Here is a 25479-nt window from a genome sequence, read left to right on the forward strand (position 1 = left end):
TTACCTGAGCCAGCACATTCAGAATCTTCAATTCCCCCAAGACACGCAAGGCTTTCTAAAACGACGGATGCGAACCGGAGTCGTCAGGAATCGCGTGCCTATTTAATCCTTAGGGTTGGGAGATGCATCACTGCGACTCCTGGAGTCGTGTTGACTGAATTTTCAACTTATGGGAGATTTCCGTCCAAGGAGATGGGCAAATGCGAGATCCTGGTCGCCGGAAGTGTCGAAAGCCGCCCAAATATCCAGAACAGGTGGAGAAATTTCGCCTGCTGCTCAGATCTCGGCATTGGGAACCTGTTGATCTGGCCAATGCCTTGTGCGTTGCACATAAGTTAACATTCCCATCGGTTTACCGTTGGTGCCGAGGCGAGGTGAAACCCACCAGCGGTCACCTGCATTGGGTTCTGGACGTCTTCGGTCTGACAGCCCGAGACTGGGATGAAGGGCCACGTTTTTTACAAGAAGCCATCGAGAAAGCCGAACAAAATCCAGTCCGTGGTTTTGTTGCGTCGTTGACACAAAACGGACTGTACGATGGCAATGCGCTGACCACAGAAATCGAGCTGGTTTCCCTGGCTGGAAACTACGTCGCGATTCGTCCGTCGTTCAATCCCTCCAACGGCATCATCGTGTCGCGTCTAGAGATTTCCGTTGTTAACAGCGTATCGTCGTTCGTTCACAGCGAGGTCACGTTGACATACACAGGTGCGGTATTGCCGATGCAAGGTGGATATGTCCTTTTGGTTGGAAAGGACATAGAAAAAGAAAATCATGCTATCTATTTTTTTGATAGAGGTGATGATAGCCAATGGAACGTAGACCAAATGCTCGGTATTCGTGTTGGCATGTCGGTTGATTTTAGAAACAGCCCTGCTGCTACTAACATTGCATTAGTTCGCCAGGATGCGTTGGGGTGGCAAGAAGATCTTTATGCGTTGTTCAATGCACCCGCTATGGGAAATGATGATACATCGCTCCCCAAATTTATTAGTTTATCGCATGTTCCTGATGGCTTGCGCGGCCTGCTCACGGTCCAGACGCTGCCGGTTTTGGTTCCCCTGAAACACCCATCCCGCCATTCTTAAGCTAAAGACACATACTGTTCCGCTCTTTCAGGCATGGCGGTTTTCTGCCATACAGCCTGTCATGGCTTTCGATCCGCTTCCCCCATCCTTCGTCGGCCGGGCCTTGGGCTGCATTCGCGGCGGGCGCGCCGTGTTCGCCGGGCTTGATTTCGCGGTGGCGCCGGGTGACGCCCTGGTGCTGCTGGGACCCAACGGTTCGGGCAAGTCCAGTTTGCTGCGGGTGATGGCCGGGCTGTTGCGTCCGACCGTCGGCGCGGTGCTGTGGGGCGAGACCCCCGCCGCCGAGGATGCCGAGGCCCATGCCGCGCGCACCCATTACGTGGGACACCACGACGCCGTCAAACCGGTCTTGAGCGTCGCCGAGAATTTGCGGTTCTGGGCGCGGCTGCACGAACCGCACCTGCCGACCGCGACGCGGGCGGTGGACGGCGCGCTTGACGCCTTCGGCCTTGCCCATCTGCGCGACGTGCCGGGCAAGATGCTGTCGGCGGGACAGAAACGCCGCACCAATCTGGCCCGGCTGCTGGCGGCGCCCAGTCCGTTGTGGCTGTTGGACGAACCGACCACCGCGCTGGACAAGGCGTCCATCAAGGTGCTGGAACGGGTGATGGCCGACCACCGCGCGGCCGGCGGCATGGTGGTGCTGTCCACCCACCAGGACGTGGACTTGCCCGGGTGCCGCGAATTGCACCTGGACCGCTTCACCCCCGGCGGCGACGAATGGGAGGACGAGGAATGAGCCGTTTCCTCGAAGTGATCCGCCGCGACCTGCGTCTGGCCCTGCGCCAGGGTTCGGACAGCATCATGGTGGTCACCTTCTTCGTGCTGACCGTGGTGTTGTTTCCGTTCGGCATCGGCCCGGAATCGGGGGTTCTGGAACGGGTTGCGGCCGGCGTGCTGTGGGTGACGGCGCTTTTGGCCTCGTTGCTGTCGCTGGACCGCCTGTTCCAGGCCGATTACGAGGACGGTTCGCTGGAATTGTTGGTGCTGACGCCGACGCCGCTGGAAGTCGTGGTGGTGGCCAAGATCTGCGCTCATTGGCTGACCACCGGCTTGCCGTTGCTGGTGGCGGCGCCGGTGCTGGCGGTGCTGTTGCACATGAACGCCGACGGCTTCGTCACCTTGCTGCTGACCATGCTGGTGGGCACGCCGATCCTGTCGTTGATCGGCGGCATCGGTGCCGCCCTGGTGCTGGGGGCGCGCCGTGGCGGTGTCTTGCTGTCGCTGTTGATCCTGCCGCTTTACGTGCCGGTGCTGATCTTCGGCGTGGGGGCCATCGACGCCGCTGTCGGCGCCCGCGACGCCACCCCCCATCTTCTGATCCTGTCGGGATTGCTGGCCGCCGCTTTGCCGCTTGGCCCCTGGGCCACCGCCGCAGCGCTTCGCCAAGCCCTGGAATAGGCCTATGGTTTTCCTTGGCCGGGCGTCGGAACGCTAGTTCTGCTTCATCACGATCAAGGTCAGGTCGTCGTATAAGGGCTGGTCGCCGGCGTGGCGCTTCACGTCGGCGATCACCGCGTCCTTGATGGCGGTGGCCGGTTGGTCGGCATGACGGCGCACCGTCTCGCACAGGCGTTCGAGGCCATAGAGGTTGTGGTCGCGGTCGGCGGCTTCGGTGATGCCGTCGGTGTAAAGCACGACCGTATCGCCGGCATGCAGCGGGATCGAGGTTTCGGCCACGAACGACCCGATGTCGTCCACCAACCCCAGCGGCAGACCAAGGTCGATGGTGTCCACCAGTTCGACGTCGCCGCCGACACGGACCACGATCACCGATTCGTGTTGGCCGCTGATGCGCAGGTGGCCGGCGGCCGCGTCGCTGTCTTCGGGGCGGTAATCCAGAAGCGCCAGCGTCAGGTTCTTGTCGCAGCCCATGCGCTGGGTGTTGTGATAGATGGTGCGGTTCAGCACGTCCAACAGCCGTACCGCGTCGCGTTCGTCGCAAGTTACCAGCGTCCGCACCGCGCTTTGGGTCATCAGCATGACCACGCCGCTTTCCAGTCCATGGCCGGTGACGTCGCCGATGCCGATGCGCACCCGGCCGTTCTCGCCTTTCAGGATGTCGTAATAGTCGCCGCCGACCTCGGTCGCCGCCTCCATGTAGGCGGCAAGGTCCAGGCCCTTGATCTCGGCCAGTTCACCCAAGGTGGGCAGGACCATCTGCTGGATGCGGCGCGACACCTCGAGTTCGGTGCCGAGACGGACGTTTTCCGCCTGGGCCCGGTCGCGCTGATCCATGCCCTGTTGCGCCGCCACCAGCATGGCGTTGAGCGAGCCGGCCAGTTGCCCCAGTTCGTCGGTTTCGTGTCCGGGCAAGGGCGGCAGCAACAGCGCGCCGGGCCGGGTCGGGTCGATGCGGCCGACCAATTGCGCCAGACGCACCAGCGGGCGGGTGATCATCACGTAGAAGACGGCGACCACCAGCGCCGAGATGGCCAGCGAGCGCAACAGCCCCAAGGCGGCGTTGACCAGGGCGCGGTCATAGAAACCCCGCGTCATCGCCCCGACCGACAGCGAGACCTTGAGCTCGCCGACCGTGGCCCCGTCGTTGGCGCCGCCACGGTCACGCACCAAGGTCCGCTTGAATTCGGCCATGTCGCCGAACAGCATCTGGGCCAGCCGGCTGCCGGCACCGTCGCCGGGCCGCCGTCCCTCGGCCAACAGGTCGCCGAAATTGTCGTAAAGCCGGACGGCGGCGACGATGTCGTGGCCCAACAATCCGTCCACCACCCGGACCGACAGATCCGGGCTCAGCTGGTAGGCGGCCTCGACCGCCGATCCCGAGATGGTGTCCAGCGTCTGCGACACCTGGGTCGCAAGCTGAGTGCGGGTGGCGTGCCAGTCGTAGTACAGTTCCATCATGCTGCCGGCCAGACCGAGTACCAGCACCACGACCATGGTGACCAGGCCTTGCTTGGCGGTGATGCCCAACGGCGTCCTGGCTTTTGCCACCCCCGTTTCCCCCCTTATACCATGTCTCGGTGATCGGAACCGATCACCGAAGCCCTCCGCGGCGGGCGGGTTTCTCCGAAACCCTTGCCTCCCGCGGCATAAGCCGCGCGGCCCCTTGGGCCTAACCAAATCCCGATGAGTTTCACTCATCGGGATTTGGTATTAAGCGTCCCGTCTCAGACGAATTCCATGCGCAAGGCCGGCATCAGCTTGCCCAGGTTGACCAGCGACTTGCCTTGCCACGCCACCGCCTTCGAGCCCAGGACGGTCAGGTCCACGGTCTTGCGGTTGCGAATTTCGATGACGAACTTGGACAGCGTGGCGATGCCCGAGCTGTTGAGGAATTCGAGCCCGCGCAGGTCCAGGGTCATGGAGCCATGCGGCACCGCGTCGAGCAGGAACCGCGCGATGGGGGCGTATTCCTCTAATCCGTTCAGACGCAAGATACCCTTGAGCGCGGCGGTGCGCGTCTCGGGGTTCCAGTCCAGGCTGTAGCTTTCGCCGGTGATGACGGTTTCCATGGAAGTCCTTATATCTCCAAACGTACCTGGGTGGTCACCCGCATGCCGCCTTCGGCCAGATTCTCGAAGCGCCATGCCAGCGTGGCGCCGTAATCGTTGATCATGGTGACCAGCCCCAACCCGGAGCCGCCGGTCTCGGCCGCGCGTTCCAACTGGCGGACGTAGATTTCCGCCGGGTCGCCGTCGGTCAGTTCGCGGACGAAGTCGTGAAACGCCTGCCCCCGCTCGGTCCCGGTCGAATTGGCGGCGGTGAAGAGGATGGAATCGGCCCGAAGCGCCAACCGGATGGTGGTGGGGTGCGCCAGGTCCTCTTCGCTGTACTTCATGGCGTTTTCCAGCAATTCGTTGGCGATGTAGTTCACCGCGCCGCGAATTTCGCTGTGCCGGTCCAGGCTGGTGGGGTCGTTCTGGTCGCGCGGCAGAAAGGTCGTGACGTAGTCGGCCAGGAAATCGGCCGACAGGCCGTTGTTGCGCCAGCGCTGCTTGAGCGGCACCGAACTGGGGGAAAAGGCCAGCTCCAGTCCTTCGCGGAACGGGCCTTGCCCTTCGCTGCCCACGTCATCCGGTGTTTCGAACGTGCCGATGAACTCTGTCATGCTTCCCCCTCGCATGTGGCGGCAATATTAGGCCTTGCTTCCGTCCCTGGTGCAAGCTCTCCACGGATCAGGCGTCGTTCAGCCAGGCGCAGCCGCGGGCATAGGCGGCGGGAACCTGGTCGGCCAGACGGGTGGCGTCGTCAAGGCGGCCCTCGCGGACCGCCGCCTCGATGGCCGCGCACAGGCGTTGCAGTCCAGTCAATCCGACCTGGGCCGAAGCGCCCTTGAGGTCGTGGGCGCGTTCGGCCATGACCTTGCCGTCGCGCAGCGCGATGGCGGCGGATAATTGGCCCAACAGGTCCTGGGCGGTGGCGTGGTATTGCGGCAGCAGTTCCGCCAGCGCGTCCCCCCCCAGGGCGGAACGCAGGATGTCCAGGTGGGCGGGGTCGAAATCGCTTTCGCCGCCACCTTGGCGATGGGCCATGACGCGGGCCACCGCCTCGGCCAGATGTTCCGGGGTCACCGGCTTGGGGATGAAGTCGTCCATGCCGGCCGCCAGACAATCCTGAACCTCGTCGCGGGTGGCGGCGGCGGTCAGCGCCACCACCGGCACGGCGCCGGTCGGCGACGGCAGGGCGCGGATGGCCCGCACGGCGGCGACACCGTCCATCACCGGCATGTGGCGGTCCATCAGCACCAGATCGTAGTCGCCGCCCTGGATCATCTCGACCGCCTTGGCGCCGTTCTCGGCGAAAGCAACGCGGTGGCCCTGGCGTTCCAGCATGCCGACGGCGACGCGCCGGTTGACCGGGTTGTCCTCGACCACCAGCACCGACAGGCCGGCTGGCATGGCGGGCGGCAGGGCGGCATTCAGCGCCGGGTCGCCGCCCGGCCGTGGGCTTCCGGCCGGAGCGTCCAGCCAGTCCAGCGCCGCCGCCAGCGCGCTTTCGCGGGGCGGTTCGCCGATGGTCACCGTCATGCCGGTGGGGTCGGGCACGCCCAGCCCGCCCGGCGGACACAGGATCACCGCCCGAAGCGCCGCGGCGGTGGCCAGGGCGCGGGCCCGATCCTGCGGCAGGCGGGCGCCGGTCACCAGCACGTCGCCGGCCCGGGCGGTCGCGGTCACCGCATCGGCTCCGGTCCGCAGTGCCGTCATGCCCCATCCGTCCAGGGTGCGGACCAGCAACCCGGCCACCTGGTCGTCGTCCTCGACCACCAGCACCCGGCCGGGCGGCCGGGCGGGACGGCAGCGGCGGCCAGGGTCGTCGGCGGCGGCCAGCGGTACCCAGAACCAGAAGGTGCTGCCCAGGCCGGGTTCGCTGTCGACACCGATGGCGCCGCCCATCAATTCCGCCAACTGGTGACAGATGGACAGACCCAGCCCGGTGCCGCCGAACTTGCGCGCCACCCAGGTAGCGGCCTGGGCATAGCGGTTGAACAGGCGGTGGCGGCCATCCTCGCCGATGCCGATGCCGGTGTCGGTCACCGCGAAATAAAGCCGGTCGTCGTTTTCGCCGGGCCGCCGTTCCACGGTCAGGGTGACGCTGCCTTTTTCGGTGAACTTGATGGCGTTGCCCAACAGGTTGACCAGAACCTGGCGCAGTCGCATGGGATCGCCCACCACCATGGCCGGCAGGTCGGGGGCGACATGATGGGCCAGCGCCAGGCCGCGTTCGCTGGCCCGCATGCTCATCAACGCGAAGCATTCCTCGACCAGCTGCACCAGGTTGACGTCGATGTGTTCGATGTCGAGCCGTCCGGCCTCGATCTTGGACAGGTCCAACAGGTCGTCGAGGATATTGAGCAGCAACCGCCCCGACGACACCACGGTCTCGGCCATGTCGCGCTGTTCCGGGGTCAAGGGCGTGTCGAGCAGCAGCCGGGCCATGCCCAGGACGCCGTTCATGGGGGTTCGCACCTCGTGCGAGACCACGGCGACGAATTCGGTCTTGGCGCGGGCCAGTTCCTCGGCCTGTTCCTTGGCCAGCAGGATGCGCTCGTTTTCCAGGCGCAGTTCCTCGTTGGCCAACTCGCGTTCGACGTCGATCTCGTCGCTGTGTTCGGTGATGGTCTGGATGATCAGTTCGAGGTCGGCCTTTTGCTCGCTCAGCGCGTCGAGCAGGCGTTGCAGGCGGATTTCGGCACGGATGCGTTCGGCGATCTCGCCGCGCATCTGGTCGTTGGCCAGCGCCAGTTCGGCCTCGATGGCGTCGCCGTGCTCGATCGCCGCCTGCAATTCGATTTGCAGATCGGCGTTTTCCTGTTCCACGCGGGACATGGCGGCGCGTGTCGAGGCAAGCTCGTCCTTCAGCGCCAGCACCTCGTCGGCCATGTGCAAATCCCCCGGCGTCGCCGTGTTCTTATTTAGCACGGGCGGAGGGATCGGGCAAAACGTCGCTGAAAACGACGAAGCCCGGCGCGATGGCCGGGCTGTCGTCAATCTCTTATGAAGGAAATGGCGCGCCCGGAAGGACTCGAACCTCCAGCCCCCAGATTCGTAGTCTGGTGCTCTATCCAATTGAGCTACGGGCGCATTTCCTACCGGCCGTTACCGTCCGGCGAGGTGGCGGAACCTACACAAACCCGATGTGGGGGGCAAGCACTTTTTTTTCAAGATTTCGGCAAGTCCGGGGGCAGCTAGGGGATTCAATGGAGTTAGGGTGCAAATCCGGCTTGTGGCTGTCTGCGGGTTTGCGTAAAATCCCCGACGATTGCGGGGGGGCAAGATAATTTCCCACAAAATCAGAGTATTGCTGTCCCGGCGGGTTTCATCCCAATTGGCGAACTAAAAGGTAAGCAGTCCCAATGGCCCTGAAGACGACCCATGCCGCGGCCTTGTGCGCGGTTCTCCTGGCAGGCGGATGTTCGTTCGCCGAGGAATCGCTGTTTCCCCAGTCCGGGACGGTGGAGCAGCAGGCCGCGGGATCGCCGCCTGCTTTGGGAAGCAGTAACTTCGACCCTCCCGGCGTCACCTCGGGTGCCGCGACCGGCACCTATGTCGGTCAGAAGGTGAGCAACCTTCGCGGCGACCTGCAACAGCTTCAGGGGATGCTCGCGACGCATAACCAGGGGCTCCAGGCCATCCGCAACGACACCGTCCAGGACTCGCAGCGCTATCACGGCACCGTCGCCGCGATCAACGCGCGCCTCCAGGTCGGCACCACGCCGGGCAACCCGATCCTGAACCAGCAATGGAACGCCGCCCAGGGCGAACTGGACCGCATCAACGAGGACGTCCTCAAGATGACGCGCCTGGCCAACGAGGTAACCTCGTCCTCGGCGCTGTCGGCCTATCTGCTGGAATCGGTTCGCGCCGCCCGCCAGCTTTCCGGCGCCGTCGACGAGGACCACCGCCAGCTGCGCATCCTCGAGGACGAGACCAACCGAACCGTGGTGCTGATCGAGCGTCTGTTGACCGAATTGTCCGACGACGTCAATCGTCAGCAGAACTACGTCGCCAACGAACGCAACAACCTCAACACCCTGGCGCTGGCCATCAAGAACGGCCAGCTCTATGGCGGTTCCTTCGCCACCCGGCCCGGCACCTCGATCGCCCCGGCGTCCTATGACGCGCCGATGGCGGCGCCGCGTTCGGCGGTCATGGCCGACGCGCCGCTGGTGACCATTCGCTTCGACAAGGCCAACGTGAACTACGAAGGCGCGCTTTACGCCGCCGTCAAGGGCGCGCTGGACCGTCGCCCGTCGGCCTCGTTCGACGTGGTCGCGGTGTCGCCCACCAGCACCACTCCCGGCGGTCAGGCGTTGGGTGCCACCAATGTTCGCCGCAACGCCGAATCGGTGGTCCGCTCGCTGACCAACATGGGTCTGCCGGCCAACCGCATCCGCGTCAGCCAGAACACCAGCCCCGCCGTTTCCAGCGGCGAGGTTCAGGTTTACGTGCGCTGATCCTGGCGAACGGCTGAAGTTTTGAAAAAGCCCCAGGGGGTTCCCCTGGGGCTTTTTGTCTTTCACGGCTCGCTCAGCTTGAGACCGACGATGCCGGCGGCGATGGCGGCCACGCACAGCAGGCGGAAGGGCGAGGCGTTCTCTCCCAGGGCGACAAGCCCGACCAGGACGCTGCCGACGATGCCGATCCCTGTCCATACGGCGTAGGCGGTGGACAGGGGCAGGCTGCGCATGGACAGCCCCAACAACGCGATCGACGCGATCATGGCGGCAAGCGTGGCCGCCATGATCCAGGGACGGGTCAGCCCTGCGCCGGCCTTGAGTCCGGCGGCCCAGCCGACTTCCAGCAATCCGGCGACAATCAGATAAATCCAGGCCATGGGACGGCCCCTCCAGGCAATGGGGTCGTCCCCGTCGTGCCCGAAAGATGGCGGGGTCGTCCCCGCGCCGGGTCTGTGCCTCACATATGGGTGTTGTCCGGCCGACAGGCAAAGAGAAAGGTTCACCGTCCCGCTTGGCCGCGGGGGTGACGGGCCAAACGAAAACCCCCGCGTCCTTGCGGAACGCGGGGGTTTCGGTTCGCCCTTTCGGAGCCTCTGAGACGAGGCCACTCCGATTTAGCGGGTGGGAACGGGCTTCTCGCCGCTGTAATCGTAGAAACCACGGCCGGTCTTGCGGCCCAGCCAGCCGGCTTCCACGTACTTCACCAGCAGCGGGCAAGGACGGTACTTGGTGTCGGCCAAGCCGTCATGCAGAACGTGCATGATCGCCAGACAGGTGTCGAGGCCGATGAAATCGGCCAGCTCCAGCGGACCCATGGGATGGTTGGCACCCAGCTTCATGGCGGTGTCGATGGCTTCCACCGAACCGACGCCTTCGTACAGGGTGTAGACCGCCTCGTTGATCATCGGCAGCAGGATGCGGTTGACGATGAAGGCCGGGAAGTCTTCGGCGGAAACCGGGCTCTTGCCCAGCTTCATGACCATGTCGCGCACCAGCGAGAAGGTTTCCTCGGCGGTGGCGATGCCGCGGATCAGCTCGACCAATTGCATCACCGGCACCGGGTTCATGAAGTGCATACCCATGAACTTGGCCGGGCGGTCGGTCGAGGCACCCAGGCGGGTGATCGAGATCGACGAGGTGTTGGACGCGATATAGGCCTCGGGCTTCAGGGCCGGGCACAGCATGGCGAAGATCTTGCGCTTGACCGCTTCGTCTTCGGTGGCCGCCTCGATCACCAGATCGCTGTCGCCGAAATCGGCATAGGCGGTGGTGGTCTTGATCCGGCCCAAGGTGCCGGCCTTGTCGGCTTCGCTGATCCTGCCCTTGGACAACTGGCGGGCCAGGTTCTTTTCAATGGTGGCGATGCCCTTCTTCAGGGCCTCTTCGGAAATGTCCAGCAACACCACGTCGAAGCCGGCGGAGGCGCAGACATGGGCGATACCGTTGCCCATCTGGCCAGCGCCGATGACACCGATTTTTTGGATAGCGGCCATTACAAGCTCCCTGAGTTTGGTGTTTTGGCTTCGACGCGCGCGCGGTGTCCTGGCGCGTGTGGGGCGGCCCCCGAAAAGGGCCGCCCCGGCGTCGTATGCTTACTTGTCCAGTTCGGCGGCCAGTTCCGGCAACGCCTTGAACAGGTCGGCCACCAAGCCGTAATCGGCCACCTGGAAGATGGGGGCCTCTTCGTCCTTGTTGATGGCGACGATGACCTTGCTGTCCTTCATGCCGGCCAGATGCTGGATGGCGCCCGAGATGCCGACGGCGATGTACAACTCGGGGGCGACGATCTTGCCGGTCTGGCCGACCTGAAGGTCGTTGGGAACGAAGCCTGCATCCACGGCGGCGCGCGAGGCGCCGACGGCGGCACCCAGCTTGTCCGCCACCTTTTCCAGCAGGTGGAAGTTCTCGCCCGACTGCATGCCGCGGCCGCCCGAGATGATGATACGGGCCGAGGTCAGCTCGGGGCGTTCGGACTTGGAAAGCTGCTGGCTGACGAAGGACGACACGGCCGGATCGGCCGGCACGACCACCGCTTCGACCGGGGCCGAACCACCCGAGGCGGCGGCCGCCTCGAAGGCGGTGGTGCGCACGGTGATGACCTTGAGCGCGTCCTTGGACTGCACGGTCGCCAGCGCGTTGCCGGCATAGATCGGACGCACGAAGGTATCGGCCGACACGACCGCGGTGATGTCCGAAATCTGCGCCACGTCCAACAGCGCGGCGACGCGCGGCAGCACGTTCTTGCCGGTCGAGGTGGCGGGGGCCAGCACTGCGGCGTAGCCCTTGGCCAGTTCCACCAGCAGCGCGGCCAGCGGCTCGGCCAGATGGTGTTCGAACTGGGCGGCGTCGGCGGTCAGGACCTTGGCGACGCCTTCGACGGCGGCAGCGGCCTGGGCCACGGCGGCGATGCCGGAACCGGCCACCAGCACATGGACGTCGGCATCCAGCGCCTTGGCGGCGGTGACGGTGTTGAGGGTCGAGGCCTTGAGTTGGCCGGCCTCGTGCTCGGCGAGAACCAGGACGCTCATCAGATCACCTTCGCTTCGTTCTTCAGCTTGTCGACCAGGGCGGCGATGTCGCCCACCTTGATGCCGGCCTTGCGCTTGGCCGGTTCCTCGACCTTGAGCGTGACCAGACGCGGCGCCACGTCGACGCCCAGATCGGCCGGAGCCATGGTGTCGATGGGCTTCTTCTTCGCCTTCATGATGTTGGGCAGCGAGGCATAGCGCGGCTCGTTCAGGCGAAGGTCGGTGGTGACGATGGCCGGCATCTTCAGCGACACGGTCTCGAGGCCGCCGTCCACTTCGCGGGTGACCTCGATCGAACCGTCGCCGATCGCCACCTTCGAGGCGAAGGTGCCCTGGGACCAGCCCAGAAGCGCCGCCAGCATCTGGCCGGTCTGGTTGGAATCGTCGTCGATGGCCTGCTTGCCCAGGATCACCAGACCGGGCTGTTCCTTGTCGACCACGGCCTTGAGCAGCTTGGCGACGGCCAGCGGCTGGATCTCCTCGTCGGTCTGGACCAGGACGCCGCGGTCGGCGCCCATGGCCAGGGCCGTGCGCAGGGTTTCCTGGGCGGTGGCCGGGCCGATGGAAACCACGACGATTTCGGTCGCCTTGCCGGCTTCCTTCAATCGAACGGCTTCCTCGACCGCGATCTCGTCGAACGGGTTCATGGAGAACTTGACGTTCGCGGTCTCCACGCCGGTGTTGTCGGCCTTGACCCTGATCTTGACGTTGTAGTCGATGACTCGCTTGACGGCGACCAGTACCTTCATGGTCCTCCTGATCCCTTTCTCAGCGGCTCCGAATTAAATCGGTATAGCCTGGCGGATTTAAGTATTGCATTGCACAATATGCCGCGCGGATGTGGTTGTCAACGACACCCGGCTTGACAAAAAACGGCAAAATGCCTGAGGAAAAATGTCACCGACTGCCGCCTGGAACCCACAGTACGTCGGCCTTGCCGCGTTGATTGCAAAAGCGCGCCATGACGAAGAAATGGTCCGACAATCGATTGGCGTAGGCGATGGCCTGGGGATTGACGGTTTCGACCTCGGACAGCGCGGTGATCAGGCGTTCGGCGCGGCGGATCACCGTGCGGGCCAGATGCAGTTGCGCCGCCAGGGCGGTGCCGCCGGGCAGGATGAACGAGTTGAGCGGTTCCAGTTCGGCGTTCATGGCATCGATCTCGCCTTCCAGCCGGGTGACCTGTTCGGCGGTGATGCGCAGCGCGGTGCCGGGCTGTTCGGTTTCGGCTTGGGGGGTGCACAGATCGGCGCCCAGATCGAACAGGTCGTTCTGGATGCGGGCCAGCATGGCATCGGCCTCGGTGTCGGCGGCGCTTTCCAAGCGGGCCAGACCGATCACGGCGTTGGCTTCGTCGACCGTGCCGTAGGCGTCGACGCGCAGCGCGTGCTTGGCCACGCGGGCGCCGTTGCCCAGCGAGGTTTGTCCCTTGTCGCCGCTTTTGGTGTAGATGCGGGTCAGCCGAACCATGACAGTTTCCTTCATGTTTGTTGTTATCGGGGCGGGCGCTTCGTTATGCCACAAAGCGAATTGGAATGGCGAGGCGTCGGGCCGCTTCCCCTTCGCGGCAAACCCCCTATAATCGGCGCGGATTTCGTGTCGGATCGGGACGCATGCGCCTTTCGCTGACTCTCAGCCTGTATATCGCCCGCCAATTCGTGCTGGCCTTCCTCACCGTTCTGGCGGTGGTGCTGGGCATCATCTTGCTGTTCGACGTGATCGAGTTGATCCGCCGCGCCGCCGGCCGTGCCGAGATCGATTTCTGGGTGCTGATGGGCATGGCGCTGCTGAAGCTGCCGCAGATGGCCCACACCATTTTGCCGTTCGCGGTGATGATCGGTGCCATGGTGGCGTTCTGGCGGCTGACCCGTACCCATGAACTGGTGGTGGCCCGCGCCGCCGGCATCTCGGTGTGGCAGTTCCTGACGCCGGTGCTGACCACGGTGTTGCTGATCGGCGTGTTCGAGGTCACCGCCTTCAATCCGTTGGCGGCGGCCATGTTCGCCCGCTACGACAAATTGCAGAACGAGGTGTTGCAGGGCAAGGTCGGCACCTTCGACCTGTCAGAGGTGGGCCTGTGGCTGCGCGAGGGTGACGAGCGCGAGCAGAAAGTGGTGCATGCCGAAGACGTGCACCAGGACGGGCTGTCGCTGGACATGCGCGAGGTGCACATTTTCCTCTACAACGGCGCCGACCGTTTCAGCTCCCGCCTTTATGCCGCCACCGGCCGTCTGGGCGACGGGCATTTCGAGCTGAGCGGCGTCTGGCGCATGGAGATCGGCAAGCCGGCGGTCTATCTGGACCGGCTCGACCTGCCCACCGAACTGACGCTGGAGCGGGTCCAGGACAATTTCTCGTCGCCGGAAAGCATGTCGTTCTGGCAGTTGCCCGGCTTCATCACGTTTTTCGAGAAAGCCGGATTCGCCGCCACCAAGCACCGCATGTACCTGCAATCCCTGCTGGCTTCGCCGCTGCTTTATTGCGCCATGGTCCTGATCGCCGCCATGTTCTCGCTCAGGCCCAACATGCGCTCGGGCGGCCTGCTGGTTCGGGTCGGCGCCGGCGTCGCCGCCGGCTTCGGCATCTATTTCTTCTCCAAGGTGGTCTACGCCTTCGGCTTGTCGGCCACCTTGCCGCAGGGTCTGGCGGCCTGGAGTCCGGCCCTGGTCGCCGGGCTGGCCGGGGTGACCGGGCTGTTGCATCTGGAAGACGGCTGAGATTGCCTTGGCAAGGGGGGAATGCTAGACCCTCTGGCTATGTTCGCACATTCCGTTCCCGACGATCCGTCGAGCCGCCGTGCCGTCGTCCTCGCCCTGGCGCTGATCGCCGCCGTGACGGCGGCACGCTGCCTGTTGCTGGCGTTCGACCCGCCCAACCTGTCGTTCGACGAGGCGCAGTATTGGGCCTGGGCCCAGACCGTTCAGCTTGGTTACTACTCGAAGCCGCCGATGGTCGCCTGGGTCATCGCCGCCACCACCGCGCTGTTCGGCCAATCCGAGGGCGCGGTCAAGCTGGGGTCCACCCTGGCCCAGGGCGGAACCGCCGCGATCCTGGTGTTTCTGGGGCGGGCGCTGGGCGGCGGCAGGCTGGGCGCCTGGGCCGGCGCCGCCTGGGTCACCATGCCGGCGGTGGCGCTGTCGGCGGTGATGATCACCACCGATCCCTTCCTGCTGCTGTTCTGGGTCGCCGGGTTGCTGGCGCTGGTCGAGGCGCCGCGCCGGGGCTTGGGGATCAATCGGTGGTGGGTTCTGTTCGGGATCGCCTTCGGTTTGGGGCTGTTGTCCAAATATGCCATGGCCTTTTTCCTGGGCTGCCTGGGGATGTGGCTGGCATGGGACCGCAAGGCGCGGCCCTTGGCCAAGGCGCCGGGGTTGTGGGCCGGGCTGGTGCTCGGGGTGCTGATCTATCTGCCCAACCTGTTGTGGAACGCCGCCAACGGTTTCGTGTCCTACGCCCACACCAAGGACAACGCCAACCTCAAGGGGGACCTGTTCAACCCGGACAAGCTGGCGGAATTCGTCGGCGGCCAGTTCGGCGTGTTCGGTCCCATCCTGATGCTGGGGTTGGTGCTGGGGGTGATGGGCGCCTTCCGCAAGGGCTCCGATTCGCGTCTGCGCCTGCTGGCGGCCTTTTCCGTGCCGGTGTTGCTGGTGATGACGGTGGAAAGCCTGTTGTCGCGGGCCAATGCCAATTGGACGGCGCCGGCCTATGTGTCGGGCGTGGTGCTGGCCTGTTGGGCGTTGTTGCGGTGGCGGCCATGGCTGCTCAAGGCGTCGCTGGGGCTGCATCTCGTGGTGATGGGCGGATTGTACGGTCTGGATTTCGCGCGCCACGTGGTGGATTTCCGCTTCGACCCGGAAAAGCGCATCAAGGGGTGGGACGCGGTCGGCGACCGGGTATCGGCGATACTGGCCGCCCATCCCGGCGCCCGGTTGCTGGCGGACGAGCGCAAGGTGCTGGCCACCTTGACCTATTACGTCCATCCGCATCCGTTCGACGCCATCAAATGGAACCCGTCCGGGCGCATCCATGATCATTTCGACCAGACCACCCGCCTTGAAATCGGCGCGGGCGAACTGATCTACGTCACCGAACTGCCGGATATGAAGGACGACATGCGCGCCCGCTTCGCCACCGTCGAAAAGCTCGAGGACATCGTCGTCCCCCTGCACCACGATTATGCCCGCCGTCTGTCGGTATGGCGGCTTGACGGGTTCGCGGGGTACTGACCGTGTGGTTGTTCGCTTCGATCCGGCGTCACCCGTGGCTGTGGGCGCTGGCGGCGGCGATGCCGCTGGTGGCGTTCCCGCAAATCGACATCACCATCGCGTCGTGGTTCTACGATCCGGTGCGCCAGATCTTCCCCGCCCGTGTCGCCCCGTTCCCGGAATGGGTGCGCCGCGACATGCCGGCGGTGCTGTTCATGGTGCCGGTGCTGATGGTGGTGGCATGGCTGGCCGGCGAGGTGCTGCGCCGTCCGCTGCTGGGGGTGACCCGGCGGGTGGTGCTGTATGTCCTGCTCAGCCTGGCGGTGGGGCCCGGTCTGGTGGTCAACGTGGTGCTCAAGGACAATTGGGGGCGTCCGCGTCCCAGCACCATCCAGGAATTCGGCGGTCCCAATACTTACGTGCGTCCATTGGTGCCCAGCACCCAATGCGACGAGAACTGTTCGTTCGCTTCCGGGCACGGGGCCTTGGGCTTCTGGCCGGTGGCCCTGGCCCTGCTGGCGCGGGGGCGCTGGCGGCGGCCGGCGCTGGCGGCGGCTGGCGCCTTCGGGATCATGGTTGGAACGGTGCGGGTGATCCAGGGCGGGCACTTCCTGTCGGACGTGGTGGCCTCGGCCTTTATCACCATCGGGATAAGCGTGGTCCTTTACAAATGGCTCATTGAACCCGGAAAAGCGCCGTCATCGAAAAATAATCGCCCAAATTCGCCAGACTCCGCGTAAGGGCCTAGGCGAGAACCGAGTCTTCAGGTAATGATATCGGTTCAAACTGTACCTTGGCGGCGATACGGCAAGGATCGGGACGCCACGCGCGGGTGCGCGGGGTAATTTTTTGCTACGACGAGAACGACACATGGCATGGAACCGAGATAATCATGGCAGCCGCTCGCGCGATCGCGGTCGGCGGGACGACTTTGGCAGCGACTTCGGCGGCGGCTACGAGCAGCCGCGCACGCCCCGCATGCCGAGCAGCAGCTTTGACCGCCACCAGGTCACCCAGGCGAACGTGACTGCCACCGTGAAGTGGTTCAATGCCTCGAAGGGCTTCGGCTTCGTCGCTCCTTCCGACGGGACCCCGGACGCCTTCCTGCACATTTCCGCGCTCGAACGCGCGGGCATGAGCCAGATCGCCGAAGGCGCGACCATCGTGTGCGACCTGGGCCAGGGCAACCGTGGCCCGCAGGTGGTCACCGTGCACGAGGTCGACAGCTCGACCGCGACCCCGCGTGCGCCCCGTCCCGCTTCCGCCGCCGGCGGTGGCTTCGACCGCGGCCCGTCCGAGACCGTCGAAGGCGTGGTCAAGTTCTTCTCGGCCGAGAAGGGCTTCGGCTTCGTCCAGACCGACGTCGGCGGCAAGGATGTGTTCGTGCACATCAAGGCGCTCGAGCGTTCGGGCATCAAGGCTCTGGAAAGCGGCCAGCGGGTGCGTGTGACCACCACCCTGGGCCAAAAGGGCCCGCAGGCCGACACCGTCGCCATCATCTGAGGCGAAGGTTCCGGTTTTCCCAGGCCGCTCCGGCAGATGTCGGGGCGGCTTTCGGGATTCCCGTTAAAGGACCGCTCTTATGGGCGGTCCTTTTTTCGTGCCGTCAGGGCGTGTGCGGGACGGGCATCAGTTTCAGCCGGGCCTGCATGGGGGTCTCGGGGGACATTCCTTCGGCTTCGGCGAAGGCCAGCACCGCCTGTTCGTCGGCCAACATGAAATCAAGGACTCCAGCCAGGAAGCCAATGTCCGCCAGCCGCGCCTTGATGTCGTCGAAACCGCATCCGCTCAGGGCCACGAAGCGCGACAACAGGGATTCGTCGCCAGCCACGAAGGTCAGCGCCTTGAGCGCCACCGCCTGGGCGTCTTCGGCCGTCAGCTTGGCCGGAGCGATGGGGCGGGACTTGGGCTGATAGGGCTTGAAAGGGTCCATGCGGGCTCCGGTTCGGCGGGCGGCCATGATAGCATGGGCCATCACCACAGGAGACACCCATGCGCGGATGGTGTGCCGGACTGATGATCATGGCCATGGCGCTTGCCGCCCCGGCGCGGGCTGCGGACCCGGCGGCCGAAGTCTCGGCGCGCGGTTGTGCCGCCCTGGCGGCGCGGGTCGATGGCGACGAGCCGCAATTCCTGGCCAGCTATGACGATGTCGATGACGAACCGGCGCTGAAGGGCGCCGCGTTCACCTACGACAATGCCTTGGCGGCGATCGCCCTGGTGGCGTGCGGCGACGTCGCCCATGCGGCGGCGATCGGCGATGCCCTGGTTGCGGCAGCGACCATGGATCGTGCCGATCCTGCGGGGCGGTTGCGCAACGCCTATCGCGCCGGTCCGGTATCCGGGCTGGCGCTGCCGCATGGGTGGTGGGACGACAAGGCCGGTTTGTGGGCCGAGGATTCCATGCAGGTGGGAACCGCCAGCGGCAACGCCGCCTGGGCCGGGCTGGCCCTTCTGCACCTCGAGGCCGCGACCGGTCAGCGTCGTTATGGTCAAGCCGCCGCCCGGCTGGGGCAATGGGCGGTCACCCATGCCTGGGACCGGCTGTGGGGCGGGTTCGCCGGCGGCATCCATGGGGATGGTGCCAACAGCATGGCCTTGGGGTGGAAATCCACCGAGCACAATGTCGACCTGACGGCCTTGTTCGACTGGTTGAAGCGCGGCGACGCCAGACGGTGGCAGGCCCCGGCCAAGGCCGCCCGCGCTTTCGTCGCCGGTCAGTTCGTCGCCGCCGAAGGCCGTTTCCTGATCGGCACCTTGCTCGACGGCAAAAGCGCCAACCGTGCCACCTCGGGTCTGGATGCCCAGGTGTGGCCGTCATTGTTGCGAAATGCCCCCAAGGAATGGCGCCGCGCCCTGGCCTATGCCCGTACCGCCCACGGTGCCGGGGGAGGGGTCGATTTCAACGACGACCGCGACGGAATCTGGTGGGAGGGCACGGCGCAATTGGCGCTGGCGGAACGGGTGGCGGGGGACGAGACGGCGGGGCGGGCCCGTTTGGCGTTGCTGGCCGGCCAGTTCGCCCCCGACGGGCTGGTGTGGGCGACGTCGGTGCCGCGTCTGACCACCGGACTGGCGCTCGCTCCCGACCATGCCCAGGCCGATTTCTTCTATTTCCGTCGCCCCCATCTGGGGGCCACCGCCTGGGCGGTGCTGGCGGCCCAGGGCTGGAATCCGTTCACCGGCGTTCGCCTTGCGCCACCGTTGTCGCCGACCGCCCGATAGCGCTATAGTTATCGGGGGAGCAGGGAGAACACGGGCCGTCCAAAGGATCGGCCCTGGGGGTAGCTATGGCAGTTGGCAGAATTGCCTCTTTCCTGTCGTCGCTTTCGCCCGCCGCGGACACGGCGGCGGCCAGCGGTGCCGAACAACTTCCTGAAGAGCTCGACCGTCACGTCGCCGCTCTCGATCAGCAACAGAACCTGTCCGAACGCCAGGGTCAGGGCGATCCCAACGACATCGCCGCGCAATTGCAGACCATGGTCAGCGCCGTGCGGTCGCTGAACGAGAACGCCGTGCAGCAAGGCGCGGCGGTGGCGGTTTCGGCCGCCGGAACCCAATTGCACAACGCCGTCAGCGCATTGGGGCACCTGTTGGCCGCCGTCGATGCCCAGGCCATGGCCCAAGGGGCCAGCGGCCCGGTGCGCGAGGCGGCGACCGTGGTCGATTCGGTCGAGGCCGGGTTGGCCGGCACCCAGAACGCGGCGGAACAGGTGATGCGCAACCTGCCGGCACTTCAGGCGCAACGCGCCCAGGAAGCCTCGGACCGGTTCCAGGCCAACATGCGCGACGCCATCCGTCAGGTGCGCGGCACCCTGGGCAGCCTCAACGTCAGGCCCTGAGCGCTTCCGCCCGTTGCGCCTCGATCAACTGGTCGAGCAGGACGACGATCTCCTCGGACACCTGTTCCACTTGCTCGAACAAGGCATAGGCCTGTTCGACGTTGCCTTTGTTCATGCTTTCCAGCACAAGCCGGGACAATTCGTGCGCCTTGTGGTGTGGTTCCGCCAATTGGGCATAGGCCGGAACGCGCCGCATGGCCTCGCTGGCCTCGTTGAAATACCACTTGCCGAGATTGCAGCTGTGATCGGTGGGGAAAGTGCGCAGGTCGGGGCGGCTTTTGCCGGCCAGCGCGGTGGCCAACGTCTTGCGCAGACCGATATGCGCCACCTTGGCGGCATAAAGCGGGCGGGCGGCGATGGGGGCGTCGGCACAGGCGGCCATCTCGGCCTCGATCCGGCGCTCGATGTCGCCCAGCACCTGGCTGATCTCCTCGACCGCCGCGGCGTTCTTGGCGGCGCGCCCGGCGATGTCGCCGGTGTCGTCGGCGATGGTGACGATCACCGTGCCCTCTTCGGCCAGGGCGGAATCGATGTTGGCGATGGCCTCGGCCATGTGCGTCAGGCGCTCCAGCATGGCGGCGATCTCGCCTTGGGAACGGCCGATGGCCACGTTGCAGGTGTCCAGCCGGCCGCCGGCGGTGGTGATGGTTTCGGTGATGCCCTCCATGCCTTCACGCAGCGAGGCCAGTTGTTCCTGGATCTGCACCGTCGCCTGGCCGGTCTGGTTGGCCAGTCCCTTGACCTCGTTGGCGACCACCGCGAACCCCTTGCCGGCCTCGCCGGCACGGGCCGCTTCGATGGTGGCGTTGAGGGCCAGCATGTTGGTCTTTTTCGCGATGTCGCTGATGTTGACCGCCATGCGCCCGACCTGGGCGACGACCGTGTGCAAGGTGTCGAGCATGTTGGTCACCGCCTGCATGCCGTCCAGCGCCTCGCCGGTCGCCTTTACCGCGTGGTCGATACCGCTGGCGCTGTCGCCCGCCAGGGATTGCGCCTCGCGGCTGTCGTCGCGGACCTGTCCGACATGCTCGCCGATGGCGGCGTGGCTGGCCGACAGTTGCGACACCGCCGCCGCGATGGACTTCGCGCGTTCGCTCACCACGCGGGTGTCGATCCCGGTTCGCACCACATGGGCCAGCGCCCGTTCGGTCGCCATGGAAAGTTCGGTGGCCGAGGCCAGGCGGGTTTCCATCCCGGAAGAGGGAGGTGCGGAGGGATGACTCATGCTCAATACCCCAGGAGGTAATCCGAAGGTATTATGTTAGCGTGTTTTAATTTTTTAAGGAAATGCGTCATATGCATTTCAGGCAACCACCAACTTGACCCGTTGGCCGGGCTCTGGCTGTTGTCCCGCCGTCAGGCCGTTCAGCGCGCGGAACAACTCGATCTGCCATTGGCCGGGGGCCATGGTGGCGGCCAGCTTTTCGGCGGTGTCGCCGGCCTGCACCTTTCGAACGCGCAGCCGCCACGGTTTGACGGCGGCTTTCTCCTCGGCCGTCAGGCGGCGGAAGGAATAGGTGGCGCGCCGCAATTCGGTCGAAAGCTGGGTGGTCTGGGCCTGTGGGGTGACGAAGGTGAAACGGTAGATGGTTTCCGCGTCGTAGCGGATGGCCACCACCCGCACGTCGGCCTCGCCCTGTTTGGTGCGGCCGCGGGTGGCGGCGGTGGCGGCGGCCATGCCGTTGATGTCGATGGCTTCAAGCCCGGACAGTTGCGAGCGCTTCAGCCACACCTGGCGGATATAGGCGCGCATATCGGACACGCCGCGGGCCGGCGCGCCGTCGAACATGATCGCGGCCCCCGACGGATGGGCGGCAACCACTGACTTTTCGCCGTTGACCATGCGAAAGCCGGTCGGGACCTCGAACCGCAGGTCCAGCTTGGGATGGGCGAACACCCGGTCGCGCACCACGCCCTGGTCGACGTCGTCGCCATAGACCATGCCGTCGATGCGGTCGAGGAAGGTGTCGGTGCCCCACGCCCCCTGGGGGGTGACGCCGGCCACCTCGGCCATGGTGGCGTTGACGCGGTCGATGGTGCGCGGATGCGAGGCCATGAAGTCGAGTTGGTCGATGCTGTCGGGTGAGCGGCCGGCCATCAACGCGTCCAGGCGGGCCTGTTCGCGCAGTTTCTCCAGCATGGTCACCATGGCCTTGGGGTGCCAGCCGCCGCGCACCAGATAGCGCAGCCCCAGATGGTCGGCCTCGCTTTCCTGGTCGCGGGAAAAGCTTTGCAAGTATGCCGCAGCTCCCATCTGGGCGACGTCGGCGACGCCCGGCACTCCGACCACCGCCCCCAGCACGGCGGCGAACAGGCCGGTGGCCTGGGCGCGGCTGACCCGTTCGGCGGTGTGCCGCGCCAGGACGTGGCCGATCTCGTGACCCAGCACGCCGGCGATCTCGGCTTCGTTCGAGGTCAGCGCCAGCAAGCCGCGGGTGACGTAGATGTAGCCGCCGGGCAAGGCCATGGCGTTGACGATCTGGCTGTTGAGCACGGTGAAGCGGAATTCGGCGGCGGGGGTCTCGCACACTTCGACCAGACGCTGGCCCAGACCGGCCACATAGGCGGCCAGGGTCGGGTCGTCATAGGTGCCGCCGAATTCCTTGACGATCTGCGGATGGGTCTGGCGGCCGAGGTTGCGCTCGTCCTCCTCGCTCATCAGGTTGAAGCTGGAGCGTCCGGTGCCGGGCGCCACCTGGCACCCCGTGAGGGCCAGCGCGGACAGGCCGGACAGCATGGTGCGGCGCGATATGTTCACCTTTGCCCCCTCGACGATGGCTGACCGCAACAGGATAATCACCCCTTATGGCGAGACAATGACGAATTGGCGCGCCTAAACGGTAGCCGAAGGCGCGGGAATGCCTTAAAAGTCCCCAACCGCGACAGGCCGAGGGGACGATGGAGGCACGGGTCGAGGATTTTCTGAGCGGATTGCTGGACGGCTGCACCCAATTGATGGAGCGCTGGCAACACCGGCACCGCCCCGGTCTGGATTGGCGCCTTGCCCGCCTTTGTTGCTGGGAAGGTCTGGCCCGCGCCTTGCCGGCCGAATTGTCCGGCCCCAACGGCCCGCGCCTGGATATGGACCCCGTCGCCTACCGCCTGATGTGGAGCGAATCGCGCGCCCTGCACCTGTTGCAGCATCTGCCGCCGCCCCAGCCGATCGCCATGCCGGCATTGATCGAACGGCTGTACACCGTGCTCGCCTCGCGTTCCGATCCGCCCGGCGCTTTCGCCGACGATGCGGCCCGCGCCGCCGTGGTCGCCTGGACCGCCCGCCACGCCAAGCCGGCGGGGTTGCCGCAATCGGCCATGGCGCTGGTGGATTTCGTACAGACGGCGCCGTTGACCGCCCGTGACGTGCAGGTCGCCGCGCTGCTGTCCTCGACATTGCCGGCCTGGGCGGGGATGCCCATGGTGCATGTACTGCCGCCCGACGGCCGCGCCGAGGAGGGCTTCGCCCACGCCCTGGCCTCGGCCTGCGACGGCGAGGACGGCGCCTGGATCGCCTATTACCTGGGACGGGCGCGCCGCATGCTCAAACGCATGCCGGTTCTGACGGAAGAATGCGAACGCGTCCGTACCCGTTGGGTGTCGTTGTTCCGCAAGGCACCGTTCGACCATGCCTCGGCCGAGGAACTGGCTTCGGCGCTGATCGCCCTGCCGGTGATCACCCCCAGTTTCATCGCCGATACCGGCATTTCGCCCGATGCGCTGAGCGATGCGCTGGTGTTGTTGTTCGCCGCCGACGAAGCGGTCGAGGTCGATCTGCCGGGCAACAGCTTTACCGTCCTGCCCTCCGCCCTGCGCCTACTTACGGCATAGTCGCGCTTGCCTTGGGCCGCGGCCGGGCGCAAGCTGATGCCAGCAACGCCACCGGGGGGAGGCAGCGCCGTGCATCTTTATCTCGACGTCGATGGAACCTTGCTGCGCCGGGGCGGCCATGCCCGCCTGCGCGGCGAATACGCGCCCGCCGGTCATCTGCGGGCCTTTCTGGAATGGGCGACGGAACGCTTTACCTGTGTCTGGCTGACCAGTCGCGACCGCGACGGCGGCAGCGACGCCATCCGTCATGCCTTTCGTCAAGCCATCGGCCCCGGTGACGAAGCCGACGCCATCGACGCCTTGCTAGCGCGGGTCCGTCCGGCGGTGTGGCGCGACTTCAAGGCCCAGGCCATCGATTTCGCCCAGCCGTTCTGGTGGCTGGACGATGCCCCCGAGGAGGAATCGCTGGAACTGTTGACGCGCAACGGCACCCCCCAGTCGTGGGTCGCCGTGCGCGTCGATCAGAATCCCGACGACCTGCGCCGGGTGATGGGGATGCTGGAAAGCCGGTCGTAAATCAGGCGCCGCCGCGCCAGCCATGGCCGCCACCGCCACGGTTGCCGCCACCGCCGCCACGGCCACCCCCCTGGTCGAAGCCGGCCGATCCGGTCATGGCGCTGTCGGCGGTTGCGTTGCGGCCACCACCACCTTGGCGGCCGCCGCCCATGCCGGCGTTCATGGTTCCTTGGGCGTCGGCTTCGCGGGTTCGTCCGCCGCCGCCCCTGCCCCTGCCGCCCTGATCGTTCCGACGGCTCTGGTCGCCGCCGCGTCCGCCCCCCATGCCGGCTCCGCTCCCCATCCCCGCGTCGGCGCGGTCGAGATGACGCTGGAAGGCGGTCAGGTGGTTGTCCTGCGAGGCCGAGGCCAGATTGTCGAACACCCGCAACACCTCGGGTTCCGAGGTCATGCCACGCAGCCGGCCATACATGGCATGGTTGTCGATTTCCGCCTGTACCCCCAAGGCATAGGCCTCGCGCAACGAAGCCGGCGGGGTGATGGCCCCGCTCCAGCGGTCGGCCGGGATCGGGGCGCCGGCCTGGTGCAGCAGCCGCTCCAACGCCGCCGCGTGCCGGTCCTCGGACACCACGATGTTGACGAACGGCCGCACCGGGCCGAACCGTTCGATGATCGCGGAATAGGCGGCACGCGCCCGGTATTCGTCGTCCAACGCCTCGTGCAGGGCGGCGATGGTGCTGTCGTCGTAGCGGGACATGGGATGTTCCTTGGTTTCGGATGTCAACGAGAGCGCAGCAGGCCGATGCCGGAGCCGACCGCCTGGCCCACCAGGGCGTTGGCGGCGGCGGTGGCCACCACCACTGTCCAATAGCGGGCGCCGGACGCCAGCCGGCGGCGGCGGGGCGGCGGCGGGGCATGCTCGATCCCGGCCAGGGCCAGCAGGTCGGCGATGGCCACCATGGTCGGGTCGAACGTCACCACCAGCGAGGCGGAACGGGGCCGCACCTCGACGCCGCGCACGCCATCGATGCCGCCCAGCCGCGCAACCATGGCCCGGCCGATGGTGTCGCTGTGGCGCAATGCCGGCATCACCAGCCGTACCCGGCCGGGAACGGCGTGCACGCAGGTCGCGCTCATGCTTCGACCGCGTCGTCGGATTTGGCGGGCCGCTTGGACTTGCCGCCGAACATGACGAAGGCACCCACTCCCAGGGCGGCCAACAGGCCCACGCCGAGCAACGGTTGGGCGCGCACCACATGGGCGACCACCGAGGCCACCGACATGGTTACCGCCCCTTGGGTTCCGGCGCGGGCCACCGCCCGCACCGCTTCGCTCTTGCTCTTTTCGCCGGCCCGGACCGCCATGCCTTCGCTGATGCCGGCCCCGACGCCGCCCATGGCGGCGCCAAAGGCCGCCGCCTCGGCGACGGCACCGGCGGAGGGCAGCAACGGCATCTCGGATTGCGGCGCGTCGGCGAAAGCCTCGGGCAGTGTCCAGGGCCGCCCGCGGCCCGATGCGTTCGACCCCGATGCGTTCGACCCCGATACGTTCGACCCCGATACGTTCGACGACGACATGGTTCCTCCTTCCGATCCGAAGCTGGCCCCTCAAGGA

27 protein-coding genes and 1 tRNA gene are annotated in these 25479 nt (G+C 66.0%); 12 read left to right on the forward strand and 16 right to left on the reverse strand.

Features of this window, described 5'->3' with window-relative positions:
- Nucleotides 1-200: 200 nt before the first annotated feature.
- From G4223_RS05230 to ccmB, 3 genes are all read left to right on the forward strand, one after another.
- Nucleotides 201-1088 (forward strand): hypothetical protein, encoded by an 888-nt coding sequence (locus G4223_RS05230; protein WP_163676032.1) that lies wholly within the window; start codon nucleotides 201-203, stop codon nucleotides 1086-1088.
- Between the two features lie 61 nt (nucleotides 1089-1149).
- Nucleotides 1150-1827: a heme ABC exporter ATP-binding protein CcmA gene (gene ccmA, locus G4223_RS05235; protein WP_163676035.1), complete on the forward strand. Its 678-nt coding sequence runs from the start codon at nucleotides 1150-1152 to the stop codon at nucleotides 1825-1827.
- On the forward strand, nucleotides 1824-2489 hold the full coding sequence (gene ccmB, locus G4223_RS05240; protein WP_163676038.1) for a heme exporter protein CcmB: 666 nt from the start codon (nucleotides 1824-1826) through the stop codon (nucleotides 2487-2489). The genes ccmA and ccmB overlap by 4 nt, the downstream gene beginning before the upstream one ends.
- A gap of 33 nt (nucleotides 2490-2522) precedes the next feature.
- On the opposite strand, the gene G4223_RS05245 is transcribed toward ccmB, so the two are convergent.
- The 5 genes from G4223_RS05245 to G4223_RS05265 form a co-directional block, all read right to left on the reverse strand.
- On the reverse strand, nucleotides 2523-4040 hold the full coding sequence (locus tag G4223_RS05245) for a PP2C family protein-serine/threonine phosphatase (RefSeq protein WP_338086817.1): 1518 nt from the start codon (nucleotides 4038-4040) through the stop codon (nucleotides 2523-2525).
- 176 nt (nucleotides 4041-4216) lie between these two features.
- Nucleotides 4217-4561: a slr1659 superfamily regulator gene (locus tag G4223_RS05250; protein WP_163676040.1), complete on the reverse strand. Its 345-nt coding sequence runs from the start codon at nucleotides 4559-4561 to the stop codon at nucleotides 4217-4219.
- Between the two features lie 8 nt (nucleotides 4562-4569).
- Nucleotides 4570-5157, reverse strand: coding sequence for a slr1658 family protein (locus tag G4223_RS05255; protein WP_241003965.1), 588 nt, complete (start codon nucleotides 5155-5157; stop codon nucleotides 4570-4572).
- A gap of 67 nt (nucleotides 5158-5224) precedes the next feature.
- Nucleotides 5225-7429, reverse strand: coding sequence for a response regulator (locus G4223_RS05260; RefSeq protein ID WP_163676043.1), 2205 nt, complete (start codon nucleotides 7427-7429; stop codon nucleotides 5225-5227).
- A 124-nt stretch (nucleotides 7430-7553) separates the two neighbouring features.
- Nucleotides 7554-7630, reverse strand: a tRNA-Arg gene (locus G4223_RS05265).
- A gap of 272 nt (nucleotides 7631-7902) precedes the next feature.
- Between G4223_RS05265 and G4223_RS05270 the strand changes: the two genes are divergently transcribed.
- Nucleotides 7903-9003, forward strand: a complete 1101-nt coding sequence (locus tag G4223_RS05270; RefSeq protein WP_163676046.1) for a hypothetical protein — start codon at nucleotides 7903-7905, stop codon at nucleotides 9001-9003.
- A gap of 62 nt (nucleotides 9004-9065) precedes the next feature.
- Here the strand turns inward: G4223_RS05270 and G4223_RS05275 are convergent, their stop codons facing one another.
- From G4223_RS05275 to G4223_RS05295, 5 genes are all read right to left on the reverse strand, one after another.
- Nucleotides 9066-9383 (reverse strand): DMT family transporter, encoded by a 318-nt coding sequence (locus G4223_RS05275; RefSeq protein WP_163676049.1) that lies wholly within the window; start codon nucleotides 9381-9383, stop codon nucleotides 9066-9068.
- A gap of 237 nt (nucleotides 9384-9620) precedes the next feature.
- Nucleotides 9621-10499, reverse strand: a complete 879-nt coding sequence (locus G4223_RS05280) for a 3-hydroxybutyryl-CoA dehydrogenase (RefSeq protein WP_163676051.1) — start codon at nucleotides 10497-10499, stop codon at nucleotides 9621-9623.
- Between the two features lie 99 nt (nucleotides 10500-10598).
- Complete coding sequence (locus G4223_RS05285) at nucleotides 10599-11534, reverse strand: electron transfer flavoprotein subunit alpha/FixB family protein (protein WP_163676052.1); 936 nt, start codon at nucleotides 11532-11534, stop codon at nucleotides 10599-10601.
- Nucleotides 11534-12283, reverse strand: a complete 750-nt coding sequence (locus tag G4223_RS05290) for an electron transfer flavoprotein subunit beta/FixA family protein (protein WP_163676054.1) — start codon at nucleotides 12281-12283, stop codon at nucleotides 11534-11536. Before G4223_RS05290 ends, G4223_RS05285 begins: the two co-directional genes overlap by 1 nt.
- Nucleotides 12284-12431: 148 nt before the next feature.
- Nucleotides 12432-13004, reverse strand: coding sequence for a cob(I)yrinic acid a,c-diamide adenosyltransferase (locus G4223_RS05295; RefSeq protein WP_163676056.1), 573 nt, complete (start codon nucleotides 13002-13004; stop codon nucleotides 12432-12434).
- 143 nt (nucleotides 13005-13147) lie between these two features.
- Here G4223_RS05295 and lptG point away from each other — a divergent pair, with 143 nt between their 5' ends.
- The 4 genes from lptG (at nucleotide 13148) to G4223_RS20180 (ending at nucleotide 17245) form a co-directional block, all read left to right on the forward strand.
- The gene (lptG, locus tag G4223_RS05300; RefSeq protein WP_163676058.1) at nucleotides 13148-14251 is read left to right on the forward strand and encodes an LPS export ABC transporter permease LptG; all 1104 of its coding nucleotides are present in this window, start codon (nucleotides 13148-13150) and stop codon (nucleotides 14249-14251) included.
- A gap of 39 nt (nucleotides 14252-14290) precedes the next feature.
- Complete coding sequence (locus G4223_RS05305; RefSeq protein WP_163676059.1) at nucleotides 14291-15763, forward strand: ArnT family glycosyltransferase; 1473 nt, start codon at nucleotides 14291-14293, stop codon at nucleotides 15761-15763.
- 2 nt (nucleotides 15764-15765) lie between these two features.
- On the forward strand, nucleotides 15766-16482 hold the full coding sequence (locus tag G4223_RS05310) for a phosphatase PAP2 family protein (RefSeq protein ID WP_338086818.1): 717 nt from the start codon (nucleotides 15766-15768) through the stop codon (nucleotides 16480-16482).
- A gap of 130 nt (nucleotides 16483-16612) precedes the next feature.
- Nucleotides 16613-17245 (forward strand): cold-shock protein, encoded by a 633-nt coding sequence (locus G4223_RS20180; protein WP_163676062.1) that lies wholly within the window; start codon nucleotides 16613-16615, stop codon nucleotides 17243-17245.
- Nucleotides 17246-17348: 103 nt separating this feature from the next.
- On the opposite strand, the gene G4223_RS05320 is transcribed toward G4223_RS20180, so the two are convergent.
- The gene (locus G4223_RS05320; RefSeq protein ID WP_163676065.1) at nucleotides 17349-17675 is read right to left on the reverse strand and encodes a DUF3572 domain-containing protein; all 327 of its coding nucleotides are present in this window, start codon (nucleotides 17673-17675) and stop codon (nucleotides 17349-17351) included.
- Nucleotides 17676-17734: 59 nt separating this feature from the next.
- On the opposite strand from G4223_RS05320, the gene G4223_RS05325 reads away from it, so the two are divergent.
- Nucleotides 17735-18967, forward strand: a complete 1233-nt coding sequence (locus G4223_RS05325; protein WP_163676068.1) for a hypothetical protein — start codon at nucleotides 17735-17737, stop codon at nucleotides 18965-18967.
- 65 nt (nucleotides 18968-19032) lie between these two features.
- Nucleotides 19033-19584, forward strand: coding sequence for a hypothetical protein (locus G4223_RS05330; protein WP_163676071.1), 552 nt, complete (start codon nucleotides 19033-19035; stop codon nucleotides 19582-19584).
- Here G4223_RS05330 and G4223_RS05335 read toward each other — a convergent pair.
- On the reverse strand, nucleotides 19574-20809 hold the full coding sequence (locus G4223_RS05335) for a methyl-accepting chemotaxis protein (protein ID WP_163676074.1): 1236 nt from the start codon (nucleotides 20807-20809) through the stop codon (nucleotides 19574-19576). The genes G4223_RS05330 and G4223_RS05335 overlap by 11 nt on opposite strands.
- A 78-nt stretch (nucleotides 20810-20887) precedes the next feature.
- On the reverse strand, nucleotides 20888-22342 hold the full coding sequence (locus G4223_RS05340) for a M48 family metalloprotease (protein WP_338086819.1): 1455 nt from the start codon (nucleotides 22340-22342) through the stop codon (nucleotides 20888-20890).
- A gap of 140 nt (nucleotides 22343-22482) precedes the next feature.
- Here G4223_RS05340 and G4223_RS05345 point away from each other — a divergent pair, with 140 nt between their 5' ends.
- Together G4223_RS05345 and G4223_RS05350 are read left to right on the forward strand one after the other, a co-directional pair.
- Entirely contained in the window at nucleotides 22483-23409 is a 927-nt protein-coding gene (locus G4223_RS05345; RefSeq protein WP_163676077.1) for a hypothetical protein, read from the forward strand.
- Nucleotides 23410-23478: 69 nt separating this feature from the next.
- Nucleotides 23479-23925 (forward strand): immunoglobulin domain-containing protein, encoded by a 447-nt coding sequence (locus G4223_RS05350; protein ID WP_163676079.1) that lies wholly within the window; start codon nucleotides 23479-23481, stop codon nucleotides 23923-23925.
- 1 nt (nucleotide 23926) lies between these two features.
- On the opposite strand, the gene G4223_RS19730 is transcribed toward G4223_RS05350, so the two are convergent.
- The 3 genes from G4223_RS19730 to G4223_RS05365 are packed head-to-tail and all read right to left on the reverse strand — an operon-like array spanning nucleotide 23927 to nucleotide 25442.
- Nucleotides 23927-24622 carry a ferritin-like domain-containing protein gene (locus G4223_RS19730; RefSeq protein WP_205762398.1) on the reverse strand — a complete coding sequence of 232 codons (696 nt, stop codon included), beginning with the start codon at nucleotides 24620-24622 and terminating at the stop codon, nucleotides 23927-23929.
- A 23-nt stretch (nucleotides 24623-24645) separates the two neighbouring features.
- The gene (locus tag G4223_RS05360) at nucleotides 24646-25002 is read right to left on the reverse strand and encodes an HMA2 domain-containing protein (RefSeq protein WP_163676082.1); all 357 of its coding nucleotides are present in this window, start codon (nucleotides 25000-25002) and stop codon (nucleotides 24646-24648) included.
- The gene (locus G4223_RS05365; protein WP_163676085.1) at nucleotides 24999-25442 is read right to left on the reverse strand and encodes a hypothetical protein; all 444 of its coding nucleotides are present in this window, start codon (nucleotides 25440-25442) and stop codon (nucleotides 24999-25001) included. The genes G4223_RS05360 and G4223_RS05365 overlap by 4 nt, the downstream gene beginning before the upstream one ends.
- Nucleotides 25443-25479: the final 37 nt, after the last annotated feature.

This window comes from Magnetospirillum aberrantis SpK (genome assembly GCF_011022235.1).
Taxonomy (GTDB): Bacteria; Pseudomonadota; Alphaproteobacteria; order Rhodospirillales; family Magnetospirillaceae; genus Magnetospirillum; species Magnetospirillum aberrantis.